At 73.4% G+C, this 25,813-nt stretch carries 23 protein-coding genes and 2 tRNA genes; 19 read left to right on the top strand and 6 right to left on the bottom strand.

The window, feature by feature from the left end:
• The first annotated feature begins 14 nt into the window (after positions 1 to 14).
• The 10 genes from rsmI (at position 15) to OG455_RS16660 (ending at position 11,099) form a co-directional block, all read left to right on the top strand.
• On the top strand, positions 15 to 860 hold the full coding sequence (gene rsmI, locus OG455_RS16705; RefSeq protein WP_266294449.1) for a 16S rRNA (cytidine(1402)-2'-O)-methyltransferase: 846 nt from the start codon (positions 15 to 17) through the stop codon (positions 858 to 860).
• Between the two features lie 329 nt (positions 861 to 1,189).
• Positions 1,190 to 1,672 (top strand): hypothetical protein, encoded by a 483-nt coding sequence (locus OG455_RS16700; protein ID WP_266294448.1) that lies wholly within the window; start codon positions 1,190 to 1,192, stop codon positions 1,670 to 1,672.
• Between the two features lie 162 nt (positions 1,673 to 1,834).
• On the top strand, positions 1,835 to 2,710 hold the full coding sequence (locus OG455_RS16695) for a TatD family hydrolase (RefSeq protein WP_266294446.1): 876 nt from the start codon (positions 1,835 to 1,837) through the stop codon (positions 2,708 to 2,710).
• A 47-nt stretch (positions 2,711 to 2,757) separates the two neighbouring features.
• Complete coding sequence (gene rsmA / locus OG455_RS16690; RefSeq protein ID WP_266294444.1) at positions 2,758 to 3,642, top strand: 16S rRNA (adenine(1518)-N(6)/adenine(1519)-N(6))-dimethyltransferase RsmA; 885 nt, start codon at positions 2,758 to 2,760, stop codon at positions 3,640 to 3,642.
• A complete protein-coding gene (locus OG455_RS16685; protein WP_266294442.1) occupies positions 3,639 to 4,583 on the top strand; it encodes a 4-(cytidine 5'-diphospho)-2-C-methyl-D-erythritol kinase in 945 nt (314 codons plus the stop codon). Before rsmA ends, OG455_RS16685 begins: the two co-directional genes overlap by 4 nt.
• A gap of 41 nt (positions 4,584 to 4,624) precedes the next feature.
• Positions 4,625 to 6,418 (top strand): ABC-F family ATP-binding cassette domain-containing protein, encoded by a 1,794-nt coding sequence (locus tag OG455_RS16680; RefSeq protein ID WP_266294440.1) that lies wholly within the window; start codon positions 4,625 to 4,627, stop codon positions 6,416 to 6,418.
• A 373-nt stretch (positions 6,419 to 6,791) separates the two neighbouring features.
• On the top strand, positions 6,792 to 7,385 hold the full coding sequence (locus tag OG455_RS16675) for a hypothetical protein (protein ID WP_266294438.1): 594 nt from the start codon (positions 6,792 to 6,794) through the stop codon (positions 7,383 to 7,385).
• Positions 7,386 to 7,428: 43 nt separating this feature from the next.
• On the top strand, positions 7,429 to 9,135 hold the full coding sequence (locus OG455_RS16670) for a hypothetical protein (RefSeq protein ID WP_266294437.1): 1,707 nt from the start codon (positions 7,429 to 7,431) through the stop codon (positions 9,133 to 9,135).
• An 87-nt stretch (positions 9,136 to 9,222) separates the two neighbouring features.
• The gene (locus tag OG455_RS16665; RefSeq protein ID WP_266294436.1) at positions 9,223 to 10,773 is read left to right on the top strand and encodes a DUF6479 family protein; all 1,551 of its coding nucleotides are present in this window, start codon (positions 9,223 to 9,225) and stop codon (positions 10,771 to 10,773) included.
• A gap of 68 nt (positions 10,774 to 10,841) precedes the next feature.
• The gene (locus tag OG455_RS16660; protein WP_266294435.1) at positions 10,842 to 11,099 is read left to right on the top strand and encodes a hypothetical protein; all 258 of its coding nucleotides are present in this window, start codon (positions 10,842 to 10,844) and stop codon (positions 11,097 to 11,099) included.
• Between the two features lie 111 nt (positions 11,100 to 11,210).
• Here OG455_RS16660 and OG455_RS16655 read toward each other — a convergent pair whose 3' ends face one another.
• Genes OG455_RS16655 through OG455_RS16645 form a run of 3 tightly spaced genes read right to left on the bottom strand, consistent with a single transcriptional unit; the run spans position 11,211 to position 13,854 of the window.
• Complete coding sequence (locus tag OG455_RS16655; RefSeq protein WP_266294434.1) at positions 11,211 to 11,768, bottom strand: hypothetical protein; 558 nt, start codon at positions 11,766 to 11,768, stop codon at positions 11,211 to 11,213.
• Positions 11,765 to 13,435: an alpha/beta hydrolase gene (locus OG455_RS16650; protein ID WP_266294433.1), complete on the bottom strand. Its 1,671-nt coding sequence runs from the start codon at positions 13,433 to 13,435 to the stop codon at positions 11,765 to 11,767. The genes OG455_RS16655 and OG455_RS16650 overlap by 4 nt, the downstream gene beginning before the upstream one ends.
• Positions 13,435 to 13,854, bottom strand: a complete 420-nt coding sequence (locus tag OG455_RS16645) for a PE domain-containing protein (RefSeq protein ID WP_266294432.1) — start codon at positions 13,852 to 13,854, stop codon at positions 13,435 to 13,437. The genes OG455_RS16650 and OG455_RS16645 overlap by 1 nt, the downstream gene beginning before the upstream one ends.
• 235 nt (positions 13,855 to 14,089) lie before the next feature.
• On the opposite strand from OG455_RS16645, the gene OG455_RS16640 reads away from it, so the two are divergent.
• The 7 genes from OG455_RS16640 to OG455_RS16610 all read left to right on the top strand — a co-directional run bounded on the left by OG455_RS16640 (position 14,090) and on the right by OG455_RS16610 (position 21,439).
• On the top strand, positions 14,090 to 15,586 hold the full coding sequence (locus OG455_RS16640) for an MFS transporter (RefSeq protein WP_266294431.1): 1,497 nt from the start codon (positions 14,090 to 14,092) through the stop codon (positions 15,584 to 15,586).
• Positions 15,587 to 15,816: 230 nt separating this feature from the next.
• Positions 15,817 to 15,892 (top strand) — tRNA-Thr (locus OG455_RS16635).
• A 206-nt stretch (positions 15,893 to 16,098) separates the two neighbouring features.
• A complete protein-coding gene (locus OG455_RS16630; protein WP_266300832.1) occupies positions 16,099 to 16,761 on the top strand; it encodes a response regulator transcription factor in 663 nt (220 codons plus the stop codon).
• A gap of 233 nt (positions 16,762 to 16,994) precedes the next feature.
• The gene (gene galT, locus OG455_RS16625; RefSeq protein WP_266294430.1) at positions 16,995 to 18,128 is read left to right on the top strand and encodes a galactose-1-phosphate uridylyltransferase; all 1,134 of its coding nucleotides are present in this window, start codon (positions 16,995 to 16,997) and stop codon (positions 18,126 to 18,128) included.
• Positions 18,125 to 19,096, top strand: coding sequence for a UDP-glucose 4-epimerase GalE (gene galE / locus OG455_RS16620; RefSeq protein WP_266294429.1), 972 nt, complete (start codon positions 18,125 to 18,127; stop codon positions 19,094 to 19,096). The genes galT and galE overlap by 4 nt, the downstream gene beginning before the upstream one ends.
• Before the next feature lie 22 nt (positions 19,097 to 19,118).
• Complete coding sequence (galK, locus tag OG455_RS16615) at positions 19,119 to 20,279, top strand: galactokinase (protein WP_266294428.1); 1,161 nt, start codon at positions 19,119 to 19,121, stop codon at positions 20,277 to 20,279.
• Positions 20,280 to 20,554: 275 nt separating this feature from the next.
• Positions 20,555 to 21,439 carry a response regulator transcription factor gene (locus OG455_RS16610; RefSeq protein WP_266294427.1) on the top strand — a complete coding sequence of 295 codons (885 nt, stop codon included), beginning with the start codon at positions 20,555 to 20,557 and terminating at the stop codon, positions 21,437 to 21,439.
• Positions 21,440 to 21,487: 48 nt separating this feature from the next.
• On the opposite strand, the gene OG455_RS16605 is transcribed toward OG455_RS16610, so the two are convergent.
• From OG455_RS16605 to OG455_RS16595, 3 genes are all read right to left on the bottom strand, one after another.
• Entirely contained in the window at positions 21,488 to 21,985 is a 498-nt protein-coding gene (locus OG455_RS16605; protein WP_266294426.1) for a MarR family winged helix-turn-helix transcriptional regulator, read from the bottom strand.
• A 96-nt stretch (positions 21,986 to 22,081) separates the two neighbouring features.
• Complete coding sequence (locus OG455_RS16600; protein ID WP_266294424.1) at positions 22,082 to 22,792, bottom strand: TetR/AcrR family transcriptional regulator; 711 nt, start codon at positions 22,790 to 22,792, stop codon at positions 22,082 to 22,084.
• A 26-nt stretch (positions 22,793 to 22,818) separates the two neighbouring features.
• On the bottom strand, positions 22,819 to 23,781 hold the full coding sequence (locus OG455_RS16595; RefSeq protein ID WP_266294422.1) for an acyl-CoA desaturase: 963 nt from the start codon (positions 23,779 to 23,781) through the stop codon (positions 22,819 to 22,821).
• Positions 23,782 to 23,952: 171 nt separating this feature from the next.
• Between OG455_RS16595 and OG455_RS16590 the strand changes: the two genes are divergently transcribed.
• Both OG455_RS16590 and glmU read left to right on the top strand, forming a co-directional pair.
• A tRNA-Gln gene (locus OG455_RS16590) sits at positions 23,953 to 24,025 on the top strand.
• Between the two features lie 174 nt (positions 24,026 to 24,199).
• Positions 24,200 to 25,672, top strand: coding sequence for a bifunctional UDP-N-acetylglucosamine diphosphorylase/glucosamine-1-phosphate N-acetyltransferase GlmU (gene glmU / locus OG455_RS16585; RefSeq protein WP_266294420.1), 1,473 nt, complete (start codon positions 24,200 to 24,202; stop codon positions 25,670 to 25,672).
• Positions 25,673 to 25,813: the final 141 nt, after the last annotated feature.

The raw sequence follows: 25,813 nt of genomic DNA, 5'->3' as shown, positions 1-25,813 counted from the left end.
ACAGGATGGCGGGCGTGACAGGTGTACTCGTACTGGCAGGAACCCCCATCGGCGACGTCGCGGACGCGCCGCCCCGGCTGATCACCGAGCTCGCCTCGGCGGACGTGATCGCGGCCGAGGACACCCGGCGGCTGCGCCGGCTGACCCAGGCGCTCGACGTGCAGCCCGCGGGCAGGGTGCTCTCCTACTTCGAGGGCAACGAGGTGGGCCGCACCCCCGAACTGGTCGAGGCGCTGGTCGGCGGCGCCCGGGTGTTGCTGGTGACCGACGCCGGGATGCCCTCGGTCTCCGACCCCGGCTACCGCCTGGTGGCCGCCGCGGTGGCGGCCGGGATCAAGGTGACGGCCGTGCCCGGGCCCTCCGCCGTGCTCACCGCGCTGGCCCTGTCGGCGCTGCCGGTGGACCGCTTCACCTTCGAGGGCTTCCTGCCGCGCAAGGCCGGCGACCGCTCCCGGGCCCTGGCCGAGGTCGCCGCCGAGCCGCGCACCATGGTCTTCTTCGAGGCCCCGCACCGGATCGCCGAGACCTTGGCGGCGATGGCGCAGGCCTTCGGTGCGGAGCGGCCCGCCGCGGTCTGCCGGGAGCTGACCAAGACCTACGAGGAGGTCAAGCGCGGGCCGATCGGCGAGCTGGCCGACTGGGCCGCCGAGGGGGTGCGCGGCGAGATCACCGTGGTGGTGGCCGGCGCCCCGCCCGCCGCCCCGCAGCAGCTCACCGCTGCCGAGCTGGCCGCGCGGGTGGCCGCGCGCGAGGCGGCCGGCGAGCGCCGCAAGGAGGCGATCGCGGCGGTCGCGCTCGCCCTCGGCCTGCCCAAGCGCGAGGTGTTCGACGCGGTCGTGGAGGCCAAGCACACTCCGTGATCCTCGCTGTTCAGAGGGGATGAACCGGCCCTCGCCCAGTTCGCCGCAGGCGCGTACGGTGGAGTGATGGGCGACACCGCGTACGCCGGTGCTCCCGGCGGGCCGGCACGGCCCGACGTGGTCGCGCGCACGCCCCGCGCCGCTCGGAAAGGTAAAGCTGAGCCCTGCTGCGGGCCTGCTGGGCCGGGGCCGCGCCGACAATTCGTACAGGGATCCCCAACTCCGGACCAAGTCTCGGCAAGCCGGGCATCGAGGCCGGGTGCCTGGGCATTCCATCGGATGGAAAGACCCGAACCGGACGAACGTCCGGCGGGCGCTGGGAGACCGCGATGAGCGACACAATCGGTAGCCCTGTGGGTGGCACTCCGCTGACCGGCGTCAAGCCGGCTCCGGGCAACCCCGAGCACGCCACCCGACCCGGACCCGGCGGCCTGGCCGCCGCACAGCACATCGGCCGGCTCCACCGGGGCGGCGAGACGGTCCGGGAGGCCTACTCCTTCGCCTGTCTGAACTGCGGCTACGGCTGGGAGCAGGCGTACGACATCGAGCACCACCAGGCGGAGGACGGCCACACCGTGGTCCAGTACTACGCCAACGGTGTGCGGGTGCCGTCCCCGCTGCTCCAGCCGACCTGCCCGGGCTGCGGCGGCCACACGGTGCGGATCATGCGCCCCGGGCGGATCGCCACGGCCGAGAGCTCCTGGCACCACTCGCCCGGCTTCGCGGCGCACGCCGAGCCCGCCGACCCGCCCCGGCCGATGGAGCGGCGGGTGCGGCTGCACTGGTACCAGCTCTGGCTGCCCAAGGCGTAGCCGGCCGCGCCCACCGGACCCACCGGACCCGCCGGACCCGCCGGACCCGCCGGGTCCACCGCGCCCACCGGGTCCACCGCGCCGGTGGGCCGAGCGCGTCGGCCGGCGCGGGGACGCTCGCGCCGACCGGGCCCGCGCGGCGCGGCGTTAGGCTCTTGGCCCATGGCTGCCAAGGACGACCGCTCCACCCCGCCCCCGCTGCCCGCGCCGCTCGCGGTGGCGGTCGCCGACTCGCACACCCATCTCGACATGCAGTCCGGCACCCCGGCCGAGGCGCTCGCCAAGGCCGCCTCGGTCGGCGTGAGCACGGTGGTCCAGGTCGGCTGCGACCTGCCGGGATCGCGCTGGGCCGCGGCGCTGGCCGCCGAGTTCGAGCAGGTGCACGCGGCGGTCGCGCTGCACCCCAACGAGGCGCCCCGGCTGGTGCTGGGCGACCCCGACAGCTGGTCCGGGCAGCGGAGGGCCCCGGGCGGCTCGGCGGCGCTGGAGCAGGCGCTGGCCGAGATCGACCGGCTCGCCGCGCTGGAGCAGGTGCGCGCGGTGGGCGAGACCGGCCTCGACTACTTCCGCACCGGGCCCGAGGGCGTGGACATCCAGAAGGAGTCCTTCCGCCGCCACATCGAGATCGCCAAGCGGCACGGCAAGGCCCTGGTGATCCACGACCGCGACGCCCACGAGGACGTGATCGAGGTGCTGCTAGCCGAGGGCGCCCCGGAGCGGACCGTCTTCCACTGCTACTCCGGCGACGCGGCGATGGCGAAGGTCTACGCCGAGCACGGCTGGTACCTCTCCTTCGCCGGCCCGGTCACGTTCAAGGCCAACCAGCCGCTGCGCGACGCGCTGGCCGCCACCCCGCTGGAGCGGGTGCTGGTGGAGACCGACGCGCCGTTCCTCACCCCGCACCCGTACCGGGGCCGGCCGAACGCGCCCTACCTGATCCCGGTCACGGTGCGCTCGATGGCCGACACGCTGGGGCTGGCCGAGGAGGAGCTGAGCGCCGCGATCGCGGCGAACACGGCGCGGGCCTTCGGGTACTAGCTCCTGGGCGTGCTTCCGGTACCGGGCCCGGCTTGTAGCCTTGTCCGGTGAGCACCACCGACCCCACCCCTGACAGCAGCAACCTCCTCAGCGCCTCCGACATCCGGGAGCTGGCCGCCACCCTCGGGGTCCGCCCGACCAAGCAGCGCGGCCAGAACTTCGTGATCGACGCCAACACGGTGCGCCGGATCGTCCGAGCCGCCGGCGTGACGTCCGAGGACGCCGTGGTGGAGGTCGGCCCGGGGCTCGGCTCGCTCACCCTGGCGCTGCTGGAGGTGGCCGCGCACGTCACCGCCGTCGAGATCGACCCGCTGCTCGCCCAGCACCTGCCGGCCACCGTCGCCGCCCGGATGCCGGGCCGGGCGGACGCCTTCGACCTGGTGCTCAGCGACGCCATGGAGGTCACCGAGCTGCCCGGCCCCGCGCCCACCGCGCTGGTGGCCAACCTGCCCTACAACGTCGCCGTCCCGGTACTGCTGCACATGCTGGCCACCTTCCCCAGCATCGAGCGGACCCTGGTCATGGTGCAGTCCGAGGTCGCCGACCGGTTGGCCGCCAAGCCCGGCAACAAGGTCTACGGGGTGCCCTCGGTCAAGGCCAACTGGTACGCCGAGGTGAAGCGGGCCGGCGCGATCGGCCGCAACGTCTTCTGGCCGGCGCCCAACGTCGACTCCGGCCTGGTCTCGCTGATCCGCCGCCGGCCGCCGGTCACCACCGCGACCAGGACCCAGGTCTTCGCGGTGGTGGACGCCGCCTTCGCCCAACGCCGCAAGACCCTGCGCGCCGCACTGGCCGGCTGGGCCGGCTCGCCGGCCGCCGCCGAGCAGGCGATCGCCGCCGCCGGCATCGACCACACGCTGCGCGGCGAGATGCTGACGGTCGAGCAGTTCGCCGCCATCGCCGAGCACAAGCCCGCCCGGGAGGCCCAGTGATCACCGTGCGGGTGCCCGCCAAGGTCAACGTCCAGCTGGGCGTCGGCGGGCTGCGCGGCGACGGCTTCCACGACCTGGCCAACGTCTTCTTCGCGGTCGCGCTGGGCGACGAGGTGACGGCCCGCCACGGCGCCGGCGTGACGCTGACCTGCGCCGGCCCCGACGCCGCGCTGGTCCCGCTGGACGACACCAACCTGGCCGCCCGGGCCGCCCGCCTGCTCGCCGCGCACCACGGGATCGAGCCGAACGCCGCGCTGCACATCGACAAGGCCGTCCCGGTGGCCGGCGGGATGGCCGGCGGCAGCGCCGACGGGGCGGCCGCGCTGGTCGCCTGCGACGCGCTCTGGGGCCTGGCCACCCCGCTGCCCGAGCTGCTCGCGATCGCCGCCGAGCTGGGCTCCGACGTGCCGTTCGCGCTGCTCGGCGGCGTGGCGCTGGGCCGCGGCCGGGGCGAGCTGCTGGAGCCGCTGGAGGTCGCCGGCACCTTCCACTGGGTCTTCGCGGTGGCCGACGGCGGCCTCTCCACCCCCGCCGTCTTCCGCGAGTGCGACCGGTTGCGGGAGCGGGCGGGGACGGGGTCGAGCGAGCGGGACGTGCCGACCCCCGACGCCGACCCGGCGCTGCTGGCCGCGCTGGCCGGCGGCGACCCGGTCGCGCTGGCCGCCGCGCTCGGCAACGACCTGCAGGCCGCCGCCCTGTCGCTGCGCCCCGCGCTGGCCGACTGCCTGGCCGCGGGCCTGGCCGCGGGCGCGCTCGGCGCCCTGGTCTCCGGCTCCGGACCGACCTGTGCCTTCCTGGTCAAGGACGCGCTGGAGGCGGCGTCGGTGGCCGCGGCGCTGACCGCCTCCGGCACCTGCCGCACCGCGCTCCCCACGCACGGCCCGGTGCCCGGAGCCCGCGTGATCACCAGCGCCGACGGGGAGAGCGGGCGCGCCGACTAGGCTGGAGGCCCCAGTCCGTCCACCCCAGGAGCGCAGCGCACGTGGCCGTCAACCTCGCCACCATCGAGTCCGTCACGAAGGTCTACGGCACCCGGGCCCTTCTGGACGGGGTCAGCCTCGGCGTCAGCGAGGGGGACCGGATCGGCGTCGTCGGACGCAACGGCGACGGGAAGACCACGCTCGTCCGGATGCTCGCCAAGCTGGAGGAGCCCGACACCGGTCGGATCACCCACTCCGGCGGGCTGCGGATGGCCGTGCTCACGCAGCACGACTCGCTCGACCCGAAGGCCACCATCCGGCACGAGGTGATCGCCGACCGGGCCGACCACCAGTGGCTCGGCGACGCCCGGATCCGCGACATCATCCAGGGCCTCTTCGGCGGCCTGGACCTGCCCGGCTTCGCGAACGGCCTGGACACCGTGATCGGCCCGCTCTCCGGTGGCGAGCGCCGCCGGATCGCACTGGCCAAGCTGCTGCTCGGCGAGCCGGACCTGATCGTGCTCGACGAGCCCACCAACCACCTGGACGTCGAGGGCATCGCCTGGCTGGCCCAGCACCTGCAGAACCGCCGCTCCGCGCTGGTCTGCGTCACCCACGACCGGTGGTTCCTGGACCAGGTCTGTACCCGGATGTGGGACGTCCAGCGCGGCGAGGTGCGCGAGTACGAGGGCGGCTACTCCGACTACGTCTTCGCCCGTGCCGAGCGCTCACGGATCGAGGCCACCGAGGAGCAGAAGCGGCAGAACCTGGCCCGCAAGGAGCTGGCCTGGCTGCGCCGCGGCGCCCCGGCCCGCACCTCCAAGCCGCGCTACCGGATCGAGGCGGCCAACGCGCTGATCGCCGACGTGCCGGATCCGCGCGACAAGAGCGAGCTGATGAAGTTCGCCAACGCGCGCCTGGGCCGGACCGTCTTCGAGCTGGAGGACGTGACCGTCAAGGCCGGCGACAAACTGCTGCTGGAGCACCTGACCTGGAACCTCGGCCCCGGCGACCGGATCGGCCTGCTCGGCGTCAACGGCGCCGGCAAGACCTCGCTGCTGCGCGCCATGGAGAGGGCCCACGCCACGCAGGGCGACACGCAGCCGGCGTCGGGCGTGATCAAGGTCGGCAAGACGGTGCGGCTGGCCTACCTCTCCCAGGAGATCGCCGAGCTGGACCCGGCCACCCGGGTGCTGCAGGCCGTCGAGCAGATCCGCGGGCGGGTCGACCTCGGCAAGGGCCGGGAGATGAGCGCTGGCCAGCTCTGCGAGCAGTTCGGCTTCGGCAAGGACAAGCAGTGGACCCCGGTCGGCGACCTGTCCGGTGGCGAGCGCCGCCGCCTGCAGCTGCTCCGGCTGCTGATGGACGAGCCCAACGTGCTCTTCCTGGACGAGCCGACCAACGACCTCGACATCGAGACCCTCAACCAGCTCGAGGACCTGCTCGACGGCTGGCCGGGCTCGATGATCGTGATCAGCCACGACCGGTTCTTCATCGAGCGGACCACCGACACGGTGCAGGCGCTGCTCGGTGACCACCGTCTGCGGATGCTGCCCAACGGCGTGGACGAGTACCTGCAGCGCCGCGCCGCCGTGGTGGCCGCCGCCGCCCCGGCCGCCGCGGCCCTGCCGGTGAAGCCCGTCGGCGACACCCGGGCCGCGAAGAAGGAGCTGCAGCGGATCGAGCGTCAGATCGTGAAGCTGGACAAGGAGGAGGCCAAGCTGCACGGGCAGATGGCCGAGCACGCCGCCGACTTCGCCAAGGTCGCCGAGCTGGACGCGCAGCTGCGCAAGGTTCGGGACGAGAAGGAGGAGCTGGAGCTGAGCTGGCTGGAGCTGGCCGAGGACGCCTCCTGACGGTCGTTCACCCCGGCGGCCGGTTTGCGCGGCCTCGCTGTCGCGCAAACCGGTCATACCCGCCATACCAGCCATACCCGCCATACTCGCGAACAGCCCTGGCGGGCGGCCCGGGATCCTGACGCCGGATCAGTTCCGCGACCCGGCTCGGCCGGTGCTTCGTGACAAGTCCGTACCGATAACGACCTGAGGTACCAAGGCCTCTGCCGTTCCGACGGACCCGCTCGCTAGAATGTTTCCGTGGCGGCTACTGCCCGGCTACTGCCCGCTTGCGGACAGTCGGTCGGGCACGGGCGGTGCAGGACTTCGAAGGTGATGACGTGTTGCGGCACGGCGGCCGCCGGCCGGCCGTGCACGGGGGAGGTGTATCGCAGTGGTTGAGCTGGCGATGTCGGATGGGGGCGGCCCGGTCGCTTCGCCCGCCTACATGGCGCAAGGAGCGAAGAACGTCCAGGAGGAGCTGGCGCGCGATCTGGTGAACCAGGTCGGCGCCGACAAGGTCGAAGTCGAAGTGACGACGCTGCAGGGCTTCAAGTCCCAGGTCGACCAGATGCTCACCCAGCTGGACTCCTCCAACGCCGGCTCGGGCCAGATCGCCCAGCAGACGCTGGAGCAGACCCACCTGGGCACCGGGTTCCCGGAGTCGAGCGACCTGCTTGCGGCCTACAACGTCGTGCACGCCAACCTGCAGACGCTGTCGCAGACGCTCTCCGACCAGATCGAGGCGATGAGCATCGCCGTCGACATCAACAACCGCGGCTACCAGAACGTGGACGACTCGCAGCGCGAACTGCTCTGGAACATCCGCAACCAGACGGACAACCAGTACACCGTCGGCGTCCAGCAGGGCGGCACGGTGGCGCCCGTCTCGGCCACCGTGTCGGCGCCTGGCACCACTACGGTCACCACGGCCACGCCGGCCTCGAACACCACCACGGACACGGGTGGGACGGGAGTCGTCTCATGAGCCCGCTGGAGAACCGAACCGACACTGGCACGGGGAGCCTCTGATGCCCAACTCATCAGTCGACGACGGCCCGCACGACTGGTTCGCGGCCAAGTCGCACCAGGAACTGCTGGACATGGTCAAGAGCGGCGACACGGGCGTCATCTCGGACCGCTACGTGGCGTTGCTCGGTGCCTCGTCGATGCTGACCGACATCGGCGCCCAGCTGAAGAGCAACGTGCAGAACCTGGAGTGGACCGGTTCGGCGGCGGACAGCTTCCGCGGCTGGGCCGGCAAACTGAACGCGGCGACGTTCCAGCTCTCCGACTACGCCTCGGCGGCGGCGCCCGCCGTCGAGGCGGCGGGTACCGCGCTGGGCACGGCCATGAAGATGCCGCCGCTGCGGACCGACGACATGGCCACGCTCGCGCGGTACGCGAGCCAGGGCCCGCCGTTGCCCACGGAGCAGGAGAACCAGCGCAAGTTCCTGGACCCGAGCTTCGTGACCACTCAGGAGGCCCAGGCCGCCCAGGCGGCGGTCGACAAGGACCACCAGGACGCGGTCGTGATGATGACCAGCCTGGCGAGCTCCTACGACTCGTCGAGCTCGCAGCTCAAGGCGCTGACGCCGCCGCTCTTCCCGCCGACGCCGACGGAGGTGATGGGGCCGCAGCCGAAGGGTGTGTGGACCGCCAACGGCGCCTCATTCGGTGGCGGCAGCGGTGGCGGCGGCTCCGCAAGTGGTGGTGGCGGTGCCGCGTACAAGCCTGCGCCCGCTCCGGTGCGCATCGCGCCGCCCCCGCCAAGTCAGCAGCCGCCGGTGATGGAGCCGCGGCCGCCGGTGCAGGGCCCCGTCCCGCCGCCGCCGGGTCAAGGCCCCGTCGTCCCGCCGCCGGTCCATTATCCGGCGCCGCCCGGGCAGCAGCCCAGTCCCGGCCCGAACCCGTCGCCCACTCCGGCGCCTGCCCCCGTCGTGCTGCCGCCCAGTACTGGCATCGACAGTGCTCCGCCGGCGCCGACCCTGCCGCAGCCGGGCACCACGACTGGTGGGCTGCCGCCGCAGGGAGGCCTCGGCGGTGTTGATCCCAGTGGTCCGGGCAGCTATGGCGGCCTGCCGATCGGTGGGGTCACCGGCGGCCTCGGCGGGGGGAGTTACAGCGGCGGTGGTTACACCGGTGGCGGCTATGCCGGCGCTGGCGCCTACTCCGGTGGCGGCACTGGCAGTTCCCGCGCTTACGGCGGTCTGAGCGGCAGCGGTGCGTCCAGCCTGGACGATGGCATCTCGGGTGGCGTGGGAAGTACCTCCGCGGCCTCGGGGCGCAGCCAGCTCGGGGCCAACGCGATCGGCGCCGAAGAGGGTGAGAGCGCGATGGGCGGTGCCGCGGGCGGTGGTGCCGGTGGTCGCGGTTCGTCCGGCGGCATGATGCCGGGCGGCGGTGGCGGCTTCGGTGGTGGGCGCGGTGGCGCCGGTGGCGGCATCGGCCGCGGCAGGGGCCTGGTCACCGCCGAGGGTGGTGAGGTCGGTGGCAGCAGCCGTGGTCCTGCTGCCGAGGGCGAGTTCACTCCCGGCGGCAGCGGCCTGCGGGCCCGTGCGGGTGCCAACGGCGAGGGCCGCGCGGTCGCCGAGGGCGAGGGCGGCATGATGCCCGGCGGCATGGGCCAGACCGGCAGGCGGAAGAAGGACCGTCGCAACCGTGCCGACTACCTCGTCGAGGATGAGGAGACGTGGGTGGGCGGTACCCCGGACAGCAATCCGGACGTGATTGGGTAGCGACCGGACCTCTGCCCGGCCACTGGGTCAGCCTGGTGGCCGGGCAGGTCTGTTCAGGCAGTTGGTAGCTCGGGCGATGAGGAGAGCATGATGCGGCGAATCCGCAGGGGGACCCGAGGGCGGAGCGCCGTCGCACTGCTGGCGCTGAGCCTTGCTGCGGTGGGCGGGTCCGCAACGATCGCGCAGGCCTTTGACAATCCCCGCAGCGCTGAGTGGCATCTGGATGCCCTGCACATGCCGGAGGTCTGGCAGACCAGCACCGGGGCGGGGATCACCGTCGCGGTCATCGACAGCGGGGTCAAGGCCGATGCGCCTGACCTGGTCGGGCAGGTGCTTCCTGGAAAGGACTTCAGCGGGCTTTCCGGCGGGCCGACAACAGACGCGGACGGTCACGGAACCGGGATGGCCAGCATCATTGCCGGGTCCGGAAAGAGCTTCAACGGCAAGGGGGCCACAGGACTGGCTCCCGGAGCCAAGATCCTCCCACTGCGAGTCAATTCGACCTCCTCGGTCAGCAGCTCCGAGACACTGAGGCAGGTGGACGAGGCGATCGACTATGCGGCGGACAATGGTGCCCAGGTCATCAACATCTCGCTGGCCATGCGTGATGTCGATCTGACCAGCGGAGACTTGGCGAACCTGAAGACTGCTGTCAATTACGCGATCGGGAAGGGACACCTGATCGTGGCCGGTGCGGGCAACAGCGCGCAGGAAGGGAATCCGGTGATGTACCCGGCGGCCATGCCTGGTGTCGCCGCGATCGCCGCCTTCGATGAGACCGGGACCCACACATCCGAGTCCGAGTACGGGCCGTATATCGCCCTGGCAGGTCCCGGGCAGGACATTTACAGCGCGTGCACTGATCCGACCGGCTACTGCGACAGCCACGGAACTTCTGACGCCACCGCGCTCACAGCCGCCACCGCCGCCGTGCTGTGGCAGGTCCACCCCAGTTGGACCGGAAACCAGATCCTGCGCGTGCTGATCGGCTCGGCCAACAAGCCCAACAGCGGTAGCCGTTCGGACTACCTCGGTTTCGGCAACATCAGCCCGCGCAACGCGATCCACTACACCGGTGATCCCGGTCCGGCTGATGTGAACCCGCTGGTCGCTGCCGGGATCGGCATTTCGCCGTCCCCCGCGGCCTCCGCTCCTGCCTCCGCTCCCGCCTCCGCCTCCGCCCCCGCCTCCGGGGCGAGCTCCGCCGCGTCGTCCGGTGCCGCCGCGAACCCGAGTGCTCCCGCCAGCAGCAAGTCCGGGCCGGCGAACACCACCACCGCGGACGCGAAGTCGTCCTCCAGTAGCACCCTGCCGCTCGTCATCGGTGGCGTGGTCGTCGTCCTCGTGGTGGTCGGCGTGGTGGTGTTCCTCGTCCGCCGCAAGCGCGCCACCCCGCCGCCGCCCGCCGCTCCGTTCGGCTACCCGCTGCCGCAGCAGCCCCCGTACGGCCAGCCCCAGCCGCCGAGTTACGGCGCCCAGCCCTACGACACCCAGCAGCCCCACGACACTCCGCCCCCGCCGCCCGGCTTCGGGCCGGCCCCCGGCCGGCCGACCTACCCGCCGCAGCAGCCGCCCGCAGCGGGCAACCCCTACCAGCAGACGCCGCCCCAAGGGCCGTACGGCCCGCCGCAGGGCTGAGCCCCAGGGGGCGGCCGGCGGTCGATGGCGGTGTGTCGGCGGTGTTCTGGCGGCCCAAGGAGATGGACATGGTCAAGGAGCCACGCGTTGCGGCAGCTTTCGCCACGGTTGGCGGGCTGCTGATCGTCGCGGGGATGATCTACGGATTTTGGCGGGTCGGCGATGGCTGCGGCTCCGCCTTCGCACCCGGGACCACGTACGACAGGGCGCAGTGCGATCTCGAACTCGCCGGCCGGCCGGCGAGTTCGTGGCAGATGATCATTGCGGGGGCCATTCAACTGGTCGGTGCTCTCGTGGCGCGTCGTCGCGTGCCCGGATGGTGGTAGATGGCCTTCCCGCGGATGCAGGTCTTCGGCATCCAGGCGTGATCGCTGTGGTGGGTCCGTGCGGTCAGAGGCATCGACCCCGACGCTGCCTGACACCAGCTCGACAGCCACTCAGCTCGACCAGAACGGGTCGTCCTCCGTCGGCAGGATGTCCGGGTTGCCGTTGGCGAGGGTGGGCTGCGGGGGCTCGGGGCCGAAGGGGTCCGGGGTGGCGGTGATGGGGGTGACGGCGGCGGTGAGGGTGACGTTGCCGGGGTAGCCGACGACCAGGCTGAGGACGGCGCCCTCCGGGGACCTGGCGGTGATCGCCGGCATCCGGGTGTCGGCGTTCACGTTCTCGATCGTGTAGCCGCGCTCCTTCCAGTGGCGTTCCACCAGGCCGAGCAGGGCGCCGTACTTGGCGGGCGCGATCCTGGTCATGACGTACCGGTCGAGATAGGCGTTGGCGCTGTGCGGGGGCTCGTCGTTCTCGATGCTGTGCGGCCAGCCGTCGCGGAACCGGAGCGCTGGAGAGACGGCGGAGAAGGTGTCGTCGAGAAGGGCGGTCATCCTGGTCCTGGCTTCTGGCGGACTCATCATCGCGGCGGTGCTCCCGGTCGATCGGTGGCTCGGGTGACAGGCGGCCAGGGCCAGCAGCAGGACGGTCCGGAAGAGTCGGGACGGCTTCATCGCGGGCTCTGGCTCCGTACGTTCTCCGGGTGCCCCGCCACGATCTGGCCGATGTTCGGCAAGGAGGCGCCGCCGACCGGGTCCAGGTAGTTCGAGTGGGCGGCGAAGCTGTTCGGCGGGCCGTCGGCCACGGCGAAGCGGTGCGCGCCGAACCGCTCGCTCGCGGGATCCCTGCCGAACCAGCGCTGATCGCCTTCACCCGGCAGGAGCTGCTCGGGAGCGGGCAGGTAGGTCACCGGGTCGTTGTCGGCCGCGCCGACCCAGACGTGACCGGTGCCGACGCCCAGGTGCGTAGCGCTGTCCGTGCCGGTCCCGGGGCTGCCGATCAGGATGATGTCATCGGCCTGGGTGCCGCCCGCGGGCCGCTGCGCGGCGAGTCCGACCGCCAGCGAGCCGTAGCTGTGGCCGAGTGCGACCAGATGGGCCGGCGGCCCTTCGTGGCCGGCCCGCAGTCCGGCCATGAAGCGGTCGTAGTCCTCGGCGCCGCTGCGGGCCCGCTGCTCGCCCATCACGTCGAGCGACTCCGGGTCGCCCTTGTCCAGACCGGGCGGCGGGTCGTAGCCCAGCCACACCAGGGAGGCCGTCGGCCGGGTGGGATCGGCGCGCATGGCCGCCCGCCACACACTCATCGCCCGGTCCCCGTCCTTCCCGCCCACGCACCGCAGTTCCGTCCCCAGCCCCGGTACGTACGCGCTGACGTTGCTGGCCGTGTCGGGGTTGCCGAAGGAGAGGATGCCCCGGCCCTGGCCCTCGGCGGAGATGCCGTAGAGGAGGACCGGCGGGGTGTCCGGGCTGCGGTCCAGGCGGTCCTGGATGGCGCGGAAGCCGGCGAGCTTGAGCTGGTCGGCGGCACAGAGCCAGGTGCGGGTGGCGAACCTGGTCAGGTACTGCTCCAGGAGCAGGCGGTTGGCCTGGTCGCGGACGGTGGCGGGGAGGCCGTCGCGGTTGCCGATCAGGTCGGGGCGGGTGGTGATGAGGTACTGCTGCTGGTCGGGCAGGAGGGTGCGCCACCACGCCGCGACGGCGGCGGGGGAGGCGGACGGGGGCGGCAGGAAGCCGGTGAGGAAGTCGGGGGCGGTGACGGCGGGGGAGAGCGGGGCGGGGACGAGCGGGTCGGCGGCGTAGCCGCGCTCGGTGAGGCCGGAGCCGTCGGCGGCGGCGCGGGTGAAGCCGGCGAGCTGGTCGGCCAGGGCGCGGTCGAGGGCGTCGGCCTGGTCGAGGGCGGCGCGGACCCGCTGGGTCAGCCCGGCGTGCCGGGCCCGGGCGTCGGGGTCGTGGCGCTCGGCTTCGGAGGCGATCGGCGCCAGCGGGGCGGTGCCGTCCCCGCTCCGCTCGGCGGTCACCACGAACCCGGCGGCCCGTGCCTCGGCCAGCGCCGAGGCCAGCTCGGCCTGGGCGAGGCGCAGCGCGTCGGCGCCCGCGCGCAGGCAGGCGGCGATCCGCCGGAGTTCGGCGCGGGCGGCGATCAGGCGGTCGTCGGTCTGCTGGAGGGCTCTGCGGCAGGCGTCGGCGGCGCTGCCGAGCCAGCCGGATCCGGTGGTGCGTTCGAGGACGTCGGACTGCCACTCGTCGGCGTGCCCCTGGAAGGCGGCGGCGAGGTGCTCGTAGCTCTCGGCCTGGTCGGGCAGCGCGTGCGGGTCGGCGTCGCGCAGGGCGGCGAGGTCCATCAGCGGCCCGCCGGGCGGGCGTCGACGGACCCGGCGTCGACGGACCCGGTGCCGATGGACCCGGTGCCGATGGACCCGATGCCGATGGACCCGGCGTTGGCGTGCCGTTGGTCGGGCAGGGCCCAGGGCGTGCCGAACGCGCTCACCGCCGTGGCCTCGCCGTCGCGGTACTGCTGCGCGGTGGTGGCCAGGCGCTGCCCGTGGGCGTCCAACTCGCCCGCCAGGGAGGCCAGCAGGGCCTGCCAGGCGTCGGCGCAGGCCGGCAGCGCGGCGGCGGTGCGCCAACCGCTCAGCCGGGCACCGGCGCTGGCGGCGGCCGGGCCGAGCCGGGTGGTCCCGTCGGGGATCCGCACGGCGATCGCCTGGGCGCGCTGCCCGGCGGCCGTCAACTCCTCGGGCCGGACCTGGAATCCGCCCATCAGGCGCCTCCGATCGGGTGCAGGGCCGCCGCCCGGCGGAGTGCGCACGCCGAGCCCGGCGAAATGAGCACGCTGGGTTTCCAGAGCATAGCTTTCGGTATCCGGTCGACCGCAAATCGTCAGGAGGTGTACGGATTATCGGTTCATGTCGACCAGGGGCGTGCACGAACCATGCGCGCCCCCATCACCCGGGCGGCGGCTGACGGGGCCTCGGTCCGCCCGGCATCGTCGAGGCATGGCGATTGACACGGCGTCGGACGCGCCGGACCAGGGCGCCCCGGACCTCGGCGGCGGTGAGGGCCTCGGGCGGGTGGCTGCTGCCGCCTTCGTCGGGACGGCGATCGAGTTCTACGACTTCTTCTTGTACGGGATGGCTGCGGCACTGGTCTTCGGGCGGGAGTTCTTCCCGGTCCTCACCCCGGTCAACGCGCTGCTCGCGGCCTTCTCGGTCTACGCGGTGGCGTTCGTGGCCAGGCCGATCGGGGCGGTGGTCTTCGGCCACTTCGGCGATCGGCTGGGCCGCAAGGCCGTGCTGGTGGCGTCGCTGCTGATGATGGGGCTGTCGACGGCGGCGGTCGGCGTGCTGCCCGGGTACGGCCGGCTGGGCGGTTGGGCCCCGGCGATCCTGGTTCTGCTGAGGTTCTGCCAGGGGTTCGGGCTGGGCGGCGAGTGGGGCGGCGCGGCCCTGCTGCTCGCGGAGTACGCCCCGGTGCGCCGCCGCGGCCGGTATGCCGGGTATCTGCAGCTCGGCCCGTGTGCCGGCTCGCTGCTGGCGACCACGGTCTTCCTTCTCCTGTCGGCCGGGCTCAGTGAGAGCGAGTTCGTCGAGTGGGGGTGGCGGCTGCCGTTCCTCGCGTCGCTGCTGCTGGTCGGCGTCGGGCTCTTCGTCCGACTGCGGATCGCCGAGACCCCGGTCTTCGCCGAGGTCGCGGCCGCCGCGATGGCCCGCTCCGGAGCGGGCGGGGCGGGTGGCTCCGGCGGGCCGGAGGGGGGCGGCGAGGCGGGCGGGCCCGCGCCTTCGGACGAGGCGGGCGCCGGTGGCCCCGTGCGGCACGCGGTGCCGGTGCTGGCCGTGCTGCGCGAGCACTGGCACACCGTGCTGCTGGGCGGCGGCTCGCTCTCCTTCGGGTACGCCCTCTTCTACCTGAGCAACACCTACGCCCTGGCCTACGCGACCGGCCAGCTCGGCCTGGACCGGACGCTGATGCTCACCCTCCAGCTGCTCGCCGCGCCGGCCGGTGCGCTGGCGGTCTGGTTCAGTGCGGGCGGATCGGACCGCTGGGGGCGGCGGCGCACCGTGCTGGTGGCCACCGGGGTGGCGGCCTGCTGGTCGCTGCTGGTCTTCCCCCTGCTGGAGAGCCTGCGGCCGGCCCTGGTGCTGCTCTCGCTGGTCGGCTCCTCGCTGCTGCTGGGGCTGCTGCTCGGGCCGGTGGGGGCCTACCTGCCAGAGCTCTTCCCGACCCGGGTGCGCTACACGGGGGCCGCGCTCACCTACAACCTCGGCGGCGTGGTCGGCGGCGGCACGGCGCCGCTGCTCGCGACCAAGCTGACGGCCAGGTACGGCACGGCCACGCCGGTGGGCTGGTACTTGGCCGGGCTGGGCCTGGCCTCGGTGCTCTGCCTGCTGGCGCTGCCGGAGACCGGTGGGGTCGATCTGACCGCGGATCAGATCCCGGGCGCTCGGCGCGGCCAGCAGGCCCCCAGCGCGGTGAGCGGAGGCCCTGCGGTGTAGCGGCGGTGCGGCGGCAGTGGCTGCGGCGGCAGGTGCGGCGACCGCAGTCGCGACCGCAGCCGCAGCCCGGTCGGTCCGGCCGCCCGGCCCGCCCGGCCCGCTGTCAGGCCGCGCCGCCGGACGGTGCCGCACCCGGCGCGCCCTGGTCCGCGGGGCGCATGGCGATCAATGGGCATCGATTTCCCAATCCCGTCGATGACCATGTAATGTCTTCCTCGTTCGACCGGTTCGCCCCTATAGCTCAGTCGGTAGAGCGTCTCCATGGTAAGGAGAAGGTCTGCGGTTCGATTCCGCATGGGGGCTCCACAGGAGAAGGTCTCCGCCATCACGGCGGGGACCTTTTTCGTTATCCTCCTGCCACAGCCTCGACCAGTTGTCGTCCGACCCGCCAGGATCTGGCGGTCAGGTCCGCGATGCGCTGTGATGGGGCGTCAGCAGTGCTGTGGCGTACGGCCGGTACGCATCGCGTGGGTTCAGCTCCGCGCTGGGTACGGGGGAGGGGCCCCTTGGGCGTGCGGCTCGTCGTGGTCGACGATCACCGGTTGCTGGCCGAGGCGCTGGCGGCGGCGCTGCAGGTGCGCGGCCACCGGGTGCTGGCGGTGGGCTGCCCTACGGCGGCCGGGCCCGACCTGGTCGCCCAGCGCCGTCCGGAGGTCTGCCTGCTCGGCGTCGCGCGCCCGGGCGCCCCGGGGGCCTTCGCGCCGGTGCGCCGACTTCGGCAGGAGCGGCCCGAGGTCGCGGTCGTGGTGCTCGGCCCGGTGGACGACCTGCGGGGCGTGGCCAACGCCTTCGCGGCGGGTGCGGCCGGCTACGTGCGCAGCGACGAGCGGATCGAGGTGGTGGACCGGGCCATCGCCCGGGCCCGGGCCGGCGAGGTCGCGGTGGCGGTGGAGGTGCTCCAGGCGGCCTTCGACCGGCTGCTGCACCCGGTGCGCGAGCCCGACGACGAGGCGCTGCGACTGCTGGGGGTGCTGACCCGTCGTGAGATCCAGGTGCTGGCCCGGATCGCCGAGGGGCAGGACACCCAGGAGATCGCCGTCGGCATGGGCATCGCCCCCAGCACCGCCCGCACCCACGTGCAGCGGGTGCTGATGAAGCTCGGTGCCCGGACCCGGCTGGAGGCGGCGGCGGTGGCGGACCGCACCGGCCTGCTGGCCCACCTGGCCCGCGAATAGCACGGGCCCGCGCCCGCCCGCGCCCGCCCGCGCCCCCGCCCGCCCGCGCCCCCGCCGGGCGGGGGTCCGCCGGGGCTCCCCGGCCTCCCGTTTCGTGTCCGCTCACCCCTCGTTCGTGGTCGCGTTGTGCCCCGGCGCACCGAGCCGTGTCCCGGTCTGTTGACTGCTGATGAGTAATGTTTGATTATGTGTGAAGCATTGAACGGCTGATGGCCACAGCGAGGGCGGAGACTGTGCGGAAGACCACGACCAAGCTGGCGGACGGACGCGAGCTGATCTACTACGACCGGGACGAGTCGGCATCACGCGACGTCCGCGACCGGCGCCCGCTGGACCCGACCGCGAGCCGCGCGGAGGTGCGCCGCGACCCGGTGCTCGGCGACTGGGTCACGGTGGCTGCCCACCGCCAGGCCCGCACCTACCACCCACCGGCCGACGAGTGCCCGCTCTGCCCGAGCCAGGGCGAGCGCCTCAGCGAGATCCCCGCCGCCGACTACGACGTGGTGGTCTTCGAGAACCGCTTCCCCTCCCTCGCCGCCGACGCGGCCGCCCACCTCGATGCCGCCCACCCCGCCCCCGGCGGCGGCCCGGGCCAGGAACTGCACCTGACCCGGCCCGGCGTCGGCCGCTGCGAGGTGGTCTGCTTCACCGCCGACCACCTCGCCTCGTTCGCCGACCTCGACGAGGCGAAGGCCCGCCTGGTGCTGGACGTCTGGACCGACCGCACCGCCGAGCTCGGCGCACTGCCCGAGGTCGACCAGGTCTTCTGCTTCGAGAACCGGGGCGCCGAGATCGGCGTGACGCTGGCCCATTCGCACGGCCAGATCTACGCGTTCCCCTTCACCACCCCGCGCACGGCCAAGATGGCCGCCCAGGCGAACGAGCACCGGGCCCGCACCGGCCGCAACCTCTTCGAGGACCTGCTGGCCGCCGAGCGCGCCGACCCCGCCCGGGTGGTGCTGACGGGCGAGCACTGGACCGCCTTCGTGCCGTTCGCCGCCCGCTGGCCCTACGAGGTGCACCTCTACCCCAACCGCCGGGTGCCCGATCTGACCGAGCTGACCGAGCCCGAGCGGGCCGAGTTCCCCGGCCTCTACCTGGAGCTGCTGCGCCGCTTCGACCGGCTCTTCCGGCCGGCCACCCAGTCCCCCGAGCGGCCGCTGCCCCCCACCCCCTACATCTCCGCCTGGCACCAGGCCCCCCGCCGCAGCGGCGCGGAGCTGGCACTGCACCTGGAGCTGTTCACGATCCGACGCACGGAAGGCAAACTGAAGTTCCTCGCCGGGGCCGAATCCGGCATGGACGCCTTCGTCAACGACGTGTCGCCCGAGGCGGCGGCGCAGCGCCTGCGGGAGATCGCGACGTGAGCCGGTACCTGGTCACCGGCGGGGCCGGCTACGTCGGCGGCGTGGTCGCCGCCCGCCTGCTGGAGGCGGGGCACCGGGTCACCGTGCTGGACGACCTGTCCACCGGTTTCCGCGAAGGCGTCCCGGCGGGTGCCGAGTTCGTCCAGGGCCGGATCCAGGACGCCGCCGCGGTGCTGGACGGCGGCGGCTTCGAGGCGGTGCTGCACTTCGCCGCCTCCTCGCAGGTCGGCGAGTCGGTCGCGGACCCGGAGAAGTACTGGCGCAACAACGTGGCCGGCTCGCTGGAGCTGGTCAGTGCGATGCGCGAGGCCGGTGTGCGCAAGCTGGTCTTCTCCTCCACCGCCGCCGTCTACGGCGAGCCCGAGGCCATCCCGATCGCCGAGACCGCCCGTACCTCGCCGACCAGCGCCTACGGCGCCACCAAGCTGGCGGTCGACCACCTGATCACCAGCGAGGCGATCGCCCACGGCCTGGCCGCGGTCAGCCTGCGGTACTTCAACGTCGCGGGCGCCGTCGGCGCCCACGGTGAGCGGCACGACCCCGAGTCGCACCTGATCCCGCTTGTCCTCCAGGCGGCGTTGGGGCAGCGTCCGCACATCGCGGTCTTCGGCGACGACTACCCGACCCCCGACGGCACCTGCGTCCGTGACTACATCCACGTCGCCGACCTCGCCGAGGCGCACCTGCTGGCGCTGACCGCCGCCGAGCCGGGCGAGCACCTGATCTGCAACCTGGGCAACGGCAGCGGCTTCTCGGTCCGCGAGGTGATCGAGTCGGTCCGGCGGGTCACCGGCCGGGAGGTCCCGGTGGTCACCGCCGGGCGCCGCCCCGGCGACCCGGCCGTCCTGGTCGCCTCCGCCGCGCGGGCCCGCCAGGTCCTCGGCTGGACCCCCGAACGGCCCGACCTGGACGCCATCGTGGCCGACGCCTGGGCCTTCACGCTCAACAAGAACAGCGACCAGCAGTAGCGACCACGCGGGAGAACGGAACATGAGAGACGAGTTCGAGCGGATCTTCGGCGCGACCCCCACCGGGGTCTGGTCGGCGCCGGGCCGGGTGAACCTGATCGGTGAGCACACCGACTACAACGAAGGGTTCGTCCTTCCGATCGCTCTCCCGCAAGCGGTCAAGGTGGCCGCCCGAGCGCGCGACGACGACCGGCTGCGCCTCTACAGCGTCCAGGGCGACGACGTGGTCACCGACCTGTCGGCGGCCCAGCTGGTCCCCGGTGCGGTGACCAGCTGGGCCGCCTACCCGGCCAGTGTGGTCTGGGCGCTGCGCGAGGCGGGCCACCGGGCCGGCGGCGCCGACCTGTACTTCGACAGCGACGTGCCCGGCGGAGCCGGCCTGTCCTCCTCCGCCGCGCTGGAGTGCGCGGTGGCGATCGCCTACCGCGACCTGTACCGGCTCGACCTGACCTCGGACGAGCTGGCCCTGATCGCCCAGCGCGCCGAGAACGACTTCGCCGGGGTGCCCTGCGGAGTGATGGACCAGATGGCCTCCGCCTCCTGCGTCGCGGGGGCCGCACTCTTCCTGGACACCCGCCCCCGGTCCGTCGACGGGGGTGCCCCCGTCCTGACGCACCGCCACGTGCCGTTCCGCCCCGACGAGCAGGGGCTGGTGCTGCTGGTGATCGACACCAGGGTCAAGCACGACCTCGGCGACGGGGCTTACGCCGCGCTGCGGGCCGGCTGCGAGCGGGCCGCCGAGTTGCTCGGGCTGGCGGCGCTGCGCGACCTCGACGCCGCCCGGCTGCCCGCGGCGCTGGACCGGCTGCCGGCCGAACTCGGCCCGATGGTGCGCCACGTGGTGAGCGAGAACGAGCGGGTCGAGCGGGCCGTCGCGCTGCTGGACAAGGGCGACTTCGCGGCGCTCGGGCCGATCCTGACGGCGGGCCACGCCTCGCTGCGCGACGACTTCCGGGTCTCCTGCGCGGAGACCGACCTGGCGGTCGACGCCGCGGTGGCTGCCGGTGCGCTGGGGGCCAGGATGACCGGTGGCGGCTTCGGCGGCTCGGTGATCGCCCTGGTCCCGCGGGAGTCCGAGGCGGCGGTCGAGGCGGCGGTCGAGGCGGCCTTCCTGGCGGCGGGTCACCTGGCGCCCCGGGTCTTCGCGGCCACCGCGGCGGCGGGGGCCCATCGGGAGAGCTGACCCGACGGCCCGGCGGCACACCCCCGACAGCCCGGCGGCACACCCCGGGGAGGCCGCCGCCGCCCACCCTCGGGAGGCCGCTCCCCCGCGGCCGGTTCGCCCCCGGGAGAGCCGGCCGACCGCGCGGGGCCCGCTCAGCCCTGCCCGCCCGCCGACTTCGCACAGGATGACCGGATCTGACGGAATTTCACTGAACCCCCACCGGAGGGCCCCGCACCCCGTACCCTGAGTCCGGTATCGGAACGGGGGGCCGGACCGGAGCAGGGGGACACCGTATGGGGCGGATTCGCGTTCTGGTGGTCGACGACCATCGGATCTTCGCCGAAGCACTCGCCACCGCGCTCTCCGCCGAGCCGGAGATCGAGGTCGGCGCGGCCGGCAGCGCGGCCGCGGCCGACCATGCCCTGGAACGGGCGGCGGCCGAGGGCCGGCCTTTCGACATCCTGCTGGTCGACGCCGACCTCGGGGCCACCGCCGCCGTGCTCGGCCCGCCCCGGCGTCCCCGCCCGGCGGGGGAGGGCGAGGGCGGCCCGCTGGTCCGCCGGCCCGGTGTGGTCCCGGCCCCGCGCCGCGCGGGCAGCGCCTTGGTCCCGCAGCGTCCGTCCGGTCCGCCCGCCGTCCCGCTGGAGGGGCAGCCGGCCGGGCTCGCGGCCCAGCGCCGCCCGGTGGACGGGATCACCCTGCTGGGCCGGGCCTGCCACACCTACCCCGGACTGCGCGCCGTCGTGCTGGCCGCCGAGGAGGACCCGCGCCGGGCGGTGCGCGCGCTCTACGCGGGCGCGGCGGGCTGGGTGGCCAAGGAGAGCTCGTTGACCCGGCTGCTGACCGTGCTGCGCGGGGTGTTGCGCGGCGAGACCCACCTGCCGCCGACCCTGCTCACGGGGGTGGTGCGGGAGTTGACCACGGCCCGGCGCGACCGCACCGAGAGTGAGCGGCTGGTCGAGTCGCTGACGCCCCGGGAGAAGCAGGTGCTGCGCTGCATGGTGGCGGGTCTGGGCCGGCAGGCGGTGGCCGAGCGGCTCTACCTCTCCCCGCACACCGTCCGCACCCACATGCAGAACGTGCTGGGCAAGCTCGGGGTGCACTCCACGCTGGCCGCCGTCGCCCTGGCCCGCCGCGCCGGGGTCGGTGCGGAGCCGGCCGCGGCGCCGACCGCTTAGGTCCTCCTGGGCGCTGGGAGCCCCCGCGCCGGGTCGGTGCGGGGCCGCTCAGCCCGGGATGTTGTCGAACGGGGCGACCAGCTGCCGCAGCAGCGCCGCCAGCTCCGCCTGCTGACCGCCGGACAGTTGGGCGAGCAGCTCCCGCTCGTGCGCGAGCAGCCCGGCCAGTGCCTGGTCGGCCTTCTCCTGCCCGGTGTCGGTGAGGCGGACCAGCACGCCGCGCCGGTCGTCCGGGTCGGGCAGCCGCTGCACCAGGTCCTTGCCGGCCAGACGGTCGATCCGGTTGGTCATGGTGCCGGAGGTCACCAGGGTCTGGGTGAGCAGCTGCCCGGGGGAGAGCTGGTAGGGGCGCCCGGCGCGCCGAAGCGCCGTCAGGACGTCGAACTCCCAGGGCTCCAGGCCGTGCTCGGCGAACGCCGTGCGGCGGGCCCGGTCCAGGTGGCGGGCGAGCCGGCTGACCCGGCTGAGCACCTGGAGCGGTTGCACGTCGAGGTCGGGGCGCTCACGGCGCCATGCTGCGACCAGGCGGTCGACCTCGTCCTCCATGTGGATCAGTGTATCGGGGGTTCTGTCGATATGAAGCCTCTTGACATCGAGAAACAATGAACCCCACGCGAGCCGGCGGCCGCGGGCCGGTCGGTCTCAGTTCTGCCGCTCGCCGACCAGCTTCGGGTGCCGCTCCATGCCCTCCAGCCCGTGCCAGGCGAGGTTGACCAGGTGTGCGGCGACCTCGGCCTTCTGCGGCTTGCGCACCTCCAGCCACCACTGCCCGGTCAGCGCCACCATGCCGACCAGCATCTGCGAGTACATCGGCGCCAGCCGCGCGTCGAAGCCCCGGGCCTTGAACTCCAGGCCGAGGATGTCCTCGACCTGGGTGGCGATGTCGCTGATCAGCGAGGCGAAGGTGCCGGTGGACTGGGCCACCGGGGAGTCCCGGACCAGGATCTTGAAACCGTCGGTGGAGGTGTCGATGTAGTCCATCAGCGCGAAGGCGGCCTGCTCCAGCAGCTCCCGGGAGTGCCCGCCGGTCAGCGCCCCGGTGACCATGTCGAGCAGCAGCTGCATCTCGCGGTCCACCACGACCGCGTAGAGCCCCTCCTTGCCCCCGAAGTGCTCGTAGACCACCGGCTTGGAGACGCCCGCCCGTTCGGCGATCTCCTCCACCGAGGTCCCGTCGTAGCCGCGCTCGGCGAAGACGGTGCGCCCGATTTCGAGCAACTGCTCGCGCCGCTGCTTGCCTGTCATCCGGACCCGGCCGGCCCGCCCGCGGGCCGGCGCTGCCGGGGAGGAGGTCGGGCGGCGGCCGTCTGCGCTGTCCGCGCTGTCTGCGCTGTCTGGGTTGCTCCCGTTCACCCCCCCATCATGCTGTAGCCGACGGGTCATGCCGTGCGCCGGGCGTCGATGCGCCCGGCGGTGGGCCAGCGGACGTCGCGGGCCCAGCCCGCCTGCTCGAACCAGCGGATCAGCCGGGCGGAGGAGTCCAGCTGGCCGCGCAGCACCCCGTGCCGGGCCGAGGTCGGGTCGGCGTGGTGCAGGTTGTGCCAGGACTCGCCGCAGGAGAGCACCGCCAGCCACCACACGTTGCCCGAGCGGTCCCGGGACTTGAAGGGCCGCTCGCCGATCGCGTGGCAGATCGAGTTGATCGACCAGGTCACGTGGTGCAGCAGTGCGATCCGGACCAGCGAGCCCCAGAAGAAGGCGGTCAGCGCACCCTGCCAGGACCAGCTGAGCAGCCCGCCGGCCAACGGGGGCAGCAGCATCGAGAGGGAGGTCCAGAGCCAGAAGAGCCGCGAGACCGCCCGGATGTCGCGGTCGTTCACCAGGTCGGGCGCGTAGATGTGCTGCGGGGTCTGCTCGGAGTCGAAGAGCCAGCCCATGTGGGCCCACCAGAGGCCCTTGAGCAGCGCCGGGACGCTCTCGCCGTAGCGCCAGGGCGAGTGCGGGTCGCCGTCCTTGTCGGAGAACTTGTGGTGCTTGCGGTGGTCGGCCACCCAGCGCACCACCGGACCCTCGACGGCCAGGCTGCCGGCCACCGCCATCGCGATCTTCAGTGCCCGGCCGGTCTTGAACGAGCGGTGGGTGAAGAAGCGGTGGAAGCCGACCGTGATGCCGTGGCAGGTGGTGAAGTACATGACCGTCGCGATCGCGAGGTCCCGCCAGCCCAGGCCCCAGCCCCAGGCCACCGGCACGGCGGCCAGCAGGGCGAGGAACGGGACGGCGATGAAGAGCCCGAGCGCGACCCGCTCGGCCAGGCCCTGCTTCTCACCGCCCATGGTGGCGGAGACCTCGGAGGCGGGGCGGGCGGTGGAGGGCGGCAGCGCCTGGTCGGCCTGGATCGTCATGGGCTGTCCCTTGAGGGAAGAGAAGGGCCTACGGATGCGTAACCTACGGCATCGTAAGTTGCCGCGCCCGCCAACGGAAGCCAGGCGCGGCGCCGCCGGCGGCGGCCGTCACCCTCGGGATCGGAGGCGATACCCAGCCGGGGGAGGACTCCGGTATGGTCTGATCAGCCATCCGCCGTGGGGTAATCGGCAGCCCGCAGGCCTTTGAAGCCTTGCAGTGTTGGTTCGAATCCAACCGGCGGAGCACTTCGAGCGGCCGGGGCGGTCCGCCCCGGCCGCTCGTCAGGTTGTGCGGTTGTCATCACTTTGTGCGGTTATTCTCTGGACTGGTCATTCGGGTCCGGCCGCGAGCGCGTGATGCGCGGGCGCGCCGACGGACCCGCCCCGCCCGCCGGTCACCCCCCGAGGAGCCTCCCGCGTGAGTGCCAACCCCCTTGCCGCCGTCATCGTGCTCGCCGCTGGTGAGGGCACCCGGATGAAGTCCAAGGCGCTGCCCAAGGTGCTGCACCCGATCTGCGGCCGGAGCCTGCTGGGGCACGCGGTGACCGCGGCCGAGGAGTTGACGCCGCAACACCTGGTGGTGGTGATCGGCCACCTGAAGGACCTGGTGGCGGAGCATCTGGGTGAGGCCCACCCCCGGGCCCGCGCGGTGGTGCAGGAGAAGCAGCACGGCACCGGGCACGCGGCCCGGATCGCGGTGGAGGCGCTGGCCGCCGACGGGATCGCGCTGGACGGCACCGTGGTCGTCACCTACGGGGACGTCCCGCTGCTGTCCGCCGCCACCCTGCGCGAGCTGGCCGAGCGCCACGCCGCGGAGGGCAACGGCGTCACCGTGCTGACCGCCGAGGTCCCGGACCCGACCGGCTACGGCCGGATCGTGCGCGACGGGGTGGGCGGCCCGATCACCGGCATCGTCGAGCACAAGGACGCCGACGCCGCCCAGCGCGCGATCACCGAGATCAACTCCGGCGTCTACGCCTTCGACGGCAAGCTGCTGGCCGACGCGCTGGCCCGGATCGGCACCGACAACGCGCAGGGCGAGGAGTACCTGACCGACACGCTGGAGATCCTGCGCTCGGCCGGGCACCGGGTCGGCACCCTGGTCGCCGCCGACCACCGGGAGATCCTCGGCATCAACGACCGGCTCCAGCTCGCCGAGGCCCGCCGGCTGCTCAACGACCGGCTGCTGGAGGCGGCGATGCGGGCCGGCGTCACCGTGGTCGACCCTGCCAGCACCTGGATCGACGTCGAGGTCGGCTTCGAGCCGGACGCCGTGGTGCTGCCCGGCACCCAGCTGCACGGCGCCACCCACCTGGGCGAGGGCAGCCGGGTCGGCCCGAACTGCACCCTGACCGACGCCGTGGTCGGGGCCGGTGCCACGGTGAGCAACGCGGTGGTCGAGCAGGCCGAGATCGGCGCGGGGGCCAGCGTCGGCCCGTTCGCCTACCTGCGCGGCGGGGTGGTGCTCGGCGCCAAGGGCAAGGTCGGCACCTTCGTCGAGGTCAAGAAGTCCTCGATCGGCGCCGGCGCCAAGGTCCCGCACCTCTCCTACATGGGCGACGCCACCATCGGCGAGGGTGCCAATGTCGGCGCGGCCTGCGTGACCGCCAACTGGGACGGGGTGAACAAGAACCCCACCGTGATCGGCGCGCACGCCCGGGTCGGCACCGACAACATGCTCATCGCTCCGGTCACCGTCGGTGACGGTGCTTACACCGGCGCGGGCTCGGTGATCAGCAAGGACGTGCCCCCGGGCGCGCTCGGCGTGAACCGCGCGCAGCAGCGCAACATCGAGGGCTGGGTGGCGCGTAAGCGCCCCGGCACTGCTTCCGCCGCGGCCGCCGAGGCCGCGCTGGCCGAGGCCGCGCCCGCCGGGACCGACGAGGCCTGAGCCGGCCGGCACCGACCGGAGTGGCGAGCCGCACAGGTCCCGGCCAGGGCGCTTCGCGAACGGACGCGTAACCTGGTGTACATACGTGCGCCGTGGGGCTGTAGCCCGTGCCGAGGCGTACCCAATCCCTCGTCGACCACC

This window comes from Kitasatospora sp. NBC_01287 (assembly GCF_026340565.1).
GTDB lineage: Bacteria > Actinomycetota > Actinomycetes > Streptomycetales > Streptomycetaceae > Kitasatospora.
The sequence above is the reverse complement of the archived record's forward strand: the minus strand, read 5'-3'. Positions and strand labels throughout refer to the sequence as shown.

Excerpts from the sequence above, each read along its gene's own strand:
- OG455_RS16700 (WP_266294448.1), top strand. The coding sequence starts at position 1,190 with ATGAGCGACACAATCGGTAGCCCTGTGGGTGGCACTCCGCTGACCGGC.
- OG455_RS16695 (WP_266294446.1), top strand. The coding sequence starts at position 1,835 with ATGGCTGCCAAGGACGACCGCTCCACCCCGCCCCCGCTGCCCGCGCCG.
- OG455_RS16670 (WP_266294437.1), top strand. The coding sequence starts at position 7,429 with ATGCCCAACTCATCAGTCGACGACGGCCCGCACGACTGGTTCGCGGCC.
- OG455_RS16665 (WP_266294436.1), top strand. The coding sequence starts at position 9,223 with ATGATGCGGCGAATCCGCAGGGGGACCCGAGGGCGGAGCGCCGTCGCA.
- OG455_RS16660 (WP_266294435.1), top strand. The coding sequence starts at position 10,842 with ATGGTCAAGGAGCCACGCGTTGCGGCAGCTTTCGCCACGGTTGGCGGG.
- OG455_RS16655 (WP_266294434.1), bottom strand. The coding sequence starts at position 11,768 with ATGAAGCCGTCCCGACTCTTCCGGACCGTCCTGCTGCTGGCCCTGGCC.
- OG455_RS16650 (WP_266294433.1), bottom strand. The coding sequence starts at position 13,435 with ATGGACCTCGCCGCCCTGCGCGACGCCGACCCGCACGCGCTGCCCGAC.
- OG455_RS16645 (WP_266294432.1), bottom strand. The coding sequence starts at position 13,854 with ATGGGCGGATTCCAGGTCCGGCCCGAGGAGTTGACGGCCGCCGGGCAG.
- OG455_RS16640 (WP_266294431.1), top strand. The coding sequence starts at position 14,090 with ATGGCGATTGACACGGCGTCGGACGCGCCGGACCAGGGCGCCCCGGAC.
- galK (WP_266294428.1), top strand. The coding sequence starts at position 19,119 with ATGAGAGACGAGTTCGAGCGGATCTTCGGCGCGACCCCCACCGGGGTC.
- OG455_RS16610 (WP_266294427.1), top strand. The coding sequence starts at position 20,555 with ATGGGGCGGATTCGCGTTCTGGTGGTCGACGACCATCGGATCTTCGCC.
- OG455_RS16605 (WP_266294426.1), bottom strand. The coding sequence starts at position 21,985 with ATGGAGGACGAGGTCGACCGCCTGGTCGCAGCATGGCGCCGTGAGCGC.
- OG455_RS16595 (WP_266294422.1), bottom strand. The coding sequence starts at position 23,781 with ATGACGATCCAGGCCGACCAGGCGCTGCCGCCCTCCACCGCCCGCCCC.